This is a genomic window from Inquilinus sp. (assembly GCF_057815775.1).
On sequence record NZ_JBYRFX010000358.1, the window covers coordinates 1 to 6,405 of the forward strand.

A 6,405-nucleotide genomic window follows, 5' to 3' on the forward strand; every position below is an offset into this window, starting at 1 on the left:
GCCGCTGCGGCGCGATCCGGTGTAATCAAAAGCCATGACGACGCTCAATCCGCTCCTCGCCGCCGTCGCGGCGCCGCCGATCGCCGAAGCCCAGCGCTGGATCGAAGGCCGCAGCTTTCCGGCCGACCGGCCGCTGATCGACCTGGCCCAGGCCGTTCCCGGCTACGCCCCGCCCGACAGCCTGATCGATCATCTGGCGCAGCGGCTGCGCGACCCAGCAGTGCACCGCTACACCGAGATCTCGGGCCTGCCGGCCCTGCGCGCGGCCCTGGCCGACCGCTTCGCCCGCTTCTATGGCGGCATGATCGGCGCCGGCAATGTGGCGATCACCGCCGGCTGCAACCAGGCCTTCTGCCTGGCGATGACGGCGCTGGCGCGGCCGGGCGACCAAGTGATCCTGCCCCTGCCCTATTACTTCAACCACAAGATGTGGTTGGACGCGCTGGGCATCGAGGCCGCCCATCTCGGCTTCCGCCCCGATGCCGGCGGCGTGCCGGATGTCGAGGAGGCCGCACGGCTGGTCACCGACCGCACCCGCGCCATCGTGCTGGTGACGCCGAACAACCCGACCGGCGCGATCTACCCGGCCGAGACCATCCGCGCCTTCTATGAGCTGGCCAAGCGCCGCGGCATCGCCCTGGTGCTGGATGAGACCTATATCGACTTCCTGCCGACCGACGCCCGGCCGCATGATCTGTTCGAGGACCCGGACTGGCCGTCGACGCTGGTGCATCTCTACAGCTTCTCCAAGGTGTTCGCGATCACCGGCCACCGCGTCGGCGCGCTGACCGCCGGCCCGGCGATCCTGGCCCAGGTCGAGAAAGCGATGGACTGCGTCGCCATCTGCGCCCCGCGCATCGGCCAGGAGGCGGCGCTGTTCGGCCTGCAGCAGCTGGGCGGCTGGGTCGAGGCCAACACCGCGGCGATGCGCCGGCGGGCCACCGTGTTCCGCGGTGCCCTGTCCGGGCTGGAGGGCTGGCGGCTGGTCAGCCTTGGCGCCTTCTTCGCCTATCTCGAACACCCCTTCCCCGGCCGCGACGCGGTCGAGGTCGCCTGCGACCTGGCGCTGCGGCACAATCTGCTGACCCTGCCGGGCACCATGTTCGGGCCGGGCCAGGACCGGTTCCTGCGCGCCGCCTTCGCCAATGTCGGCGACGACGCAGCACCGGTCGTCGCCGCTCGGCTCACCGACGCGCTTTCGTCATCCCGCGACGCTGCATAAAAAAACACCAGGAGGTTTCATGACCCGCGAGATCTATCGCTTTTCCCCGAGCCGCCGGACGCTGCTGAAGCTGTCCGCCGCCGGTGCCGCCGCCCTGGCCACAATCGGCCGGGCCCCCTTCGTGCATGCGCAGGAGCGCAGCATCAAGATCGGCACCTATGGCGGCTATTTCGAGGAGAGCTTCGGCAAATACGTCTTCCCGGAATTCACCAAGGCGACCGGCATCAAGGTCGAAGGCGTCGGCGAGCCGACCGGCGAGGCCTGGCTGGTGCAGTTGCAGACCGCGGCCAATGCCGGCGAGGCCCCGGCCGACGTGTCGATGATGGCCCAGGTCGCCATGCTGCGCGGCATCAAGTCCGGCCTATGGCAGGCGCTGGACCCGGCGAAGATGCCGAATGCCGACAAGGTCTTCCCGGACTTCATCAACAAGTACGATGATGGCCGCATCGCCGGCGTCGCCGCGGTGGCCTGGTTCATCACCCTGGTCACCAACACCGAGAGCTACAAGGACGCGCCGGCCAGCTGGGCGACGCTGTGGGACAAGGGGAACGAGGGCAAGCTGGGGCTGATGGCGCTGGCCAGCAATTCCTTCCTGCTGGAGATCACCGCCCACACCTTCTTCGGCGGCAACAACGACATCCTGGCGACCGATGACGGCATCACCAAGGTGCTGGCCAAGCTGGCCGAGCTGAAGCCGAACGTGTCGCTGTGGTATCGCGACGAGGGCCAGTTCCAGAACGCCCTGCAGTCGGGCGAGATCCCGATGGGCGAGTATTATCACGATGTCACCGGCCTGGCGGCGAAGGACGGCTTCCCGGTGCGGTCGACCTTCCCGAAGGAGGGCGGAGTGGCCGATCGCGGCTCCTGGTCCGTGACCAAGGCGTCGTAGAAGCTGGAGGAAGCCCTGGTCTTCATCGATTTCATGTGCCAGCCGGCGCAGCAGGACCTGCTGTCGCGCAAGGTCGGCACCGCGCCGATCGTGCCGCGCCAGCTGCTGTCGCTGACCGACGCGGAATTCGCCGCCGCCTCCAGCGACATCAAGCCGATCATCCCGGATTACCGCCTGTACACCGAACGCGGCGACTGGGTCGCGGAGAAGTGGACCGGCATGATCACCGGCTGATGCAGCCCCGCCCCGGCCACATCGGTGGTCGGGGCCTTTTGCAGAGACAGGACCCGCGCCGCATGCACGAGCTCCGCCTCCAGGGCATCGCCAAGGATTACGGCCGGGTCACCGCCGTCACCGATGTCGATCTCGCCGTTCCCGCCGGCAAGCTGGTCTGCTTCCTCGGCCCCTCGGGCTGCGGCAAGACCACGCTGCTGCGCATCATCGCCGGCCTCGAAGCGCCGACCAAAGGCCAGCTGCTGCTGGACGGGCGCGACGTCACGCCGGTGCCGACGCATCAGCGCAATTTCGGCATGGTGTTCCAGTCGCTGGCGCTGTTCGACCACCTGACGGTCGGCGAGAACATCGCCTATGCCCTGCGCATCCGCGGCGCCGACAAGGCGACGCAGCGCAAACGGGCGGCGGAGCTGCTGGCCATGGTGCAGCTGCCCGGCGTGGCCGACCGCCATGTCTCGCAGCTGTCGGGCGGCCAGCGCCAGCGCGTCGCCATCGCCCGCGCCCTGGCGATCGACCCCCGCCTGTTCCTGCTGGACGAGCCGCTGTCGGCGCTGGACGCCAAGCTGCGCGAGGCGATGCAGATCGAGCTGCGCCAGCTGCAGCAGCGGCTGGGCGTCACCACCATCCTGGTCACCCACGACCAGCGCGAGGCCATGACCATGGCCGACGTCATCGTGGTGATGGGCCAGGGCCGGATCCAGCAATCCGGTGCGCCGCTGGACATCTACCGCCGCCCGGCCAACGCCTTCGTCGCCGACTTCATCGGCAGCGGCAACCTGCTGCCGGTCGCGGTGGCGGAAGGCGGGCTGCGGCTCGGCGACACCCTGCTGACCGCGAGCGACGGGGTCGGCAGCCTGAAGCCCGGTGCCGGCGCCACCCTGCTGGTGCGGCCGGAGGAGGTCCAGCTGCGCCCGGCCGGCGAGGGTGGCCCGAACCGGGTGTCGGGCACGGTCGATTTCGTGCGCGATGTCGGCAATTCGGTCGAGGTCTATGTCGACTGCGCCGGCACCCGCCTGGTCGCCGCCGCCGCCCGCAAGGACCTGCCGCCGATCGCGGCAGGGCAGAGCATCATGGTCGAACTGCCGCCCGAATCCTGCGTGGTGCTGGCGGCATGACCACGGCCGCTGCAGACGCCCCCCGCGGCTTCGCCGCCCGGCTGCCGGCGCTGTGGCCGGCGGTGATGCTGTGCGTGTTCTTCCTGGTGCCGTTCCTGATCATGGTGGCCTACAGCTTCTACCACCGGGTCGAGGGCGGGCTGTACGAGCCGGCCTTCGAGTTCGACAACTATCTCAGATTCTGGACGCCGCTGTTCACCCGGGTGCTGGGCTTCTCGCTGATGATCTGCGGCCTTGCGGCCGTGGTCTGCGTCACCGCATCGGTCCCCTTCACCTGGTTCCTCAGCCGGACGCGCCGGCCGGTGCAGATCGTCTGGCTGGTCGGCATCCTGTCGATCCTGTCGCTGTCCGAAGTCATCATGGGCTTCGCCTGGTCGATCCTGCTGTCGCGGTCGGCCGGCCTGTCCAACCTGCTGGTGACGCTGGGGATACTGGACACGCCCGAGGCCTGGACGCCGAGCTTTGGCGCCCTGCTGATGGGCCTGTGCTTCATCGGCTTCCCCTATTCCGTGCTGATGCTGTACCCGGCGGTGAACCGGCTGGACCCTGAAGTGACCGAGGCGGCGCGCACGCTGGGTGCCTCGCCGCTGCGCGGCTTCTTCACCGTGGTAGTGCCGTCGCTGCGCCAGGCGATCCTGGCGACGATCATCCTGGTCTTCGTCTTCACCCTCGGCTCCTACATCCTGCCGCAGGTGCTGGGGAAGCCGGAGCACTGGACCCTGTCGGTGCTGATCACCGACCAGGCGATCTACCAGTCGAACGTGCCCTTCGCGGCGGCCCTGGCGGTGTTCCTGGTGCTGGTCAGCCTGGCCCTGATCGGGCTGACCCTGCTGCTGGGCCAGGGCCGGGCCCAGGGGCGGAGGCGCTGACCATGGGACGCACCCTCGCCCGGCTCTATATGGGCCTGATCGGCGCCATCCTGCTGGCGCCGCTGGTCGTCATCATCGGCGTGTCGCTGAACGAGAAGAAGCGCCTGCTGTTCCCGCCGCAAGGCCTGTCCTTCGCCTGGTACGGCGAGATGTTCGCCGACCCGGAATGGACCGGCGCGCTGGCCAACAGTGTCCTCATCGCCGTGCTGGCCGCCGGCCTGTCGGTGCTGATCGCCCTGCCGATGGCCTGGTATCTCTGGCGCTGGAACCCGCGCTGGGGCCGCGCCCTCTACACGCTCGGCATCGCGCCGTTCATCCTGCCGCCGGTGGTCTCGGCCCTGGGCTTCCTGATCTTCTGGCAGATTGTCGGGCTGTACGGGCACATCGCCGCCACCATCATCTCGCACGGCATCTTCTTCGTCACCCTGCCGCTGGTGAACATCGCCCTCGGCCTCGCCTCGATCGACCGTGCGGCGGTGGAGGCGGCGCGGACGCTGGGCGCCGACGAGCGCACCGTGTTCCGCACCATCGTGCTGCCGTCGGTGCGGCCCTACATCATCTCCGGCTACGCCTTCGCCTTCGTGCTGAGCCTGAACGAATACATCATCGCCTACATGGTCGCCGGGTCGACCGTGGTGACGCTGCCGATCAAGATCTTCAACGCCCTGCGCTACGGCTACACCCCTGTGATGGCCGCGGTGACGGCGCTGTTCGTGCTGATGGCGGCGCTGGTGTTCTCGCTGGTCGCCTGGCGCGGCGACTTGCCGCGGCTGCTCGGGGCCTCGCGGCCGCCGCGCTGATCTACCTTGCCGGTTCCCTTCCGATTCGGCAGCGACGACACATCCATGCTTTCTGCCCTGCTGCAGCGATACCTGCTGCCGATCGCCCTTTTGCTCAGCAGCGCGCCGGCACCGGCGGCGGACGTCCTGAGCGACGGTTTCGAACAGGGCCGCATCGTGCCGCAGGTCTGGTCGCCCTGCCAGCGGCCGGAAGGCCATTTCTTCATGGACGACAAGGTGGTGCGGTCCGGCCACTACGCCGCCGGCATGGCCCTGCTGCCGACGCCCGACCTGCCGCCCGCCATCATGCCGGTGGATGTCGAGCACAACCGCAGCGGCTGCCTGGACGCGGCGCCGATGGTGGAGTTCGACCCGGGGGAGGACCAGCGGGCCGAGCTGTGGCTGCGGTCGACGGCGCCGAAGGGCACCGACCTGTGGTACGGCTTCAGCTTCCGCATCGACGAGCCGCCGGCACCCGTGGCCGACGCCCAGCGGCTGGTGGTCGGCCAGTGGAAGCAGAGCGGCCTGTACAGCCCGATCCTAGGCCAGCGCTTCCGCAACCGGAAATTCTACCTGACTGTCGAACAGGACGGCCCGGCGCCGTACCAGCAGTGCCGGGTGCCGATCGCCTGGGAGGACGGCTACGATTTCTCGGAATTCCCCGGCCGCCGCGCGTTCCTGCATGACGGCTTCGACCCCGCCGGCAAGAAGCTGCCGCCCGACTACAGCGCCGATTGCCGGCACGGCCTGACCGTCGACCGCAAGGCGTCGCTGCCGCCGGCCTTCGGCGCCTGGGTCGACATGGTGGTGCATCTGCGCATGAACGCGCAGCCCGACGACATCGTCGAAATCTGGGCCAACGGCCAGCCGATCGTGACCGTCCGCGGGCCGATGGGCTATCGCAACAGCGGCAAGCAGTACTTCAAGCTGGGACCGTATCGCGACCCGGCGACCACGCCGATCGTCGTCCGGCTGGACAATTTCGGCCTGGGCCACAGCTTCGCCGACGTCGATCCCCGCCGTTTCGACAAATAGAGCGGTTCGACAAATAGCAGCCCGTCGGTGGCGCCGCTTGGCTGCGTCCGGACGGCCCCCTATCCTGCATCGCCCGACACTGCGCCGACGGATCATGCCCGCAGCCCCCTGGCGGCACCTGCTGCCGCCGATCGCCCTGCTCCTGAGCGCAGCACCCGCGGCTGCGGCCGAGATCCATGACGGGTTCGAGACCGGTCGCATCGACCCACAGATCTGGGCGCCCTGCCCGCGGGAAGAGAACCGCTTCTTCCTCGACGACACC

7 protein-coding genes are annotated in these 6,405 nt (G+C 68.9%); all 7 read left to right on the forward strand.

The annotated features are described in order from the left end of the window. Positions 1-34 precede the first annotated feature (34 nt). The 7 genes from AC3XYG_RS12895 to AC3XYG_RS12925 all read left to right on the forward strand — a co-directional run bounded on the left by AC3XYG_RS12895 (position 35) and on the right by AC3XYG_RS12925 (position 6,143). The gene (locus AC3XYG_RS12895; RefSeq protein WP_489140240.1) at positions 35-1,222 is read left to right on the forward strand and encodes an aminotransferase; all 1,188 of its coding nucleotides are present in this window, start codon (positions 35-37) and stop codon (positions 1,220-1,222) included. A gap of 19 nt (positions 1,223-1,241) precedes the next feature. Then, entirely contained in the window at positions 1,242-2,111 is an 870-nt protein-coding gene (locus tag AC3XYG_RS12900) for an extracellular solute-binding protein (RefSeq protein ID WP_489140241.1), read from the forward strand. 33 nt (positions 2,112-2,144) lie between these two features. Beyond that, positions 2,145-2,345: a hypothetical protein gene (locus AC3XYG_RS12905; RefSeq protein WP_489140242.1), complete on the forward strand. Its 201-nt coding sequence runs from the start codon at positions 2,145-2,147 to the stop codon at positions 2,343-2,345. A 62-nt stretch (positions 2,346-2,407) separates the two neighbouring features. Beyond that, positions 2,408-3,460 carry an ABC transporter ATP-binding protein gene (locus tag AC3XYG_RS12910; protein WP_489140243.1) on the forward strand — a complete coding sequence of 351 codons (1,053 nt, stop codon included), beginning with the start codon at positions 2,408-2,410 and terminating at the stop codon, positions 3,458-3,460. Then, positions 3,457-4,329: an ABC transporter permease gene (locus tag AC3XYG_RS12915; protein ID WP_489140244.1), complete on the forward strand. Its 873-nt coding sequence runs from the start codon at positions 3,457-3,459 to the stop codon at positions 4,327-4,329. The genes AC3XYG_RS12910 and AC3XYG_RS12915 overlap by 4 nt, the downstream gene beginning before the upstream one ends. A 2-nt stretch (positions 4,330-4,331) precedes the next feature. Further along, on the forward strand, positions 4,332-5,129 hold the full coding sequence (locus AC3XYG_RS12920) for an ABC transporter permease (protein ID WP_489140245.1): 798 nt from the start codon (positions 4,332-4,334) through the stop codon (positions 5,127-5,129). 45 nt (positions 5,130-5,174) lie between these two features. Next, positions 5,175-6,143 carry a heparin lyase I family protein gene (locus AC3XYG_RS12925; protein ID WP_489140246.1) on the forward strand — a complete coding sequence of 323 codons (969 nt, stop codon included), beginning with the start codon at positions 5,175-5,177 and terminating at the stop codon, positions 6,141-6,143. Positions 6,144-6,405 lie beyond the last annotated feature (262 nt).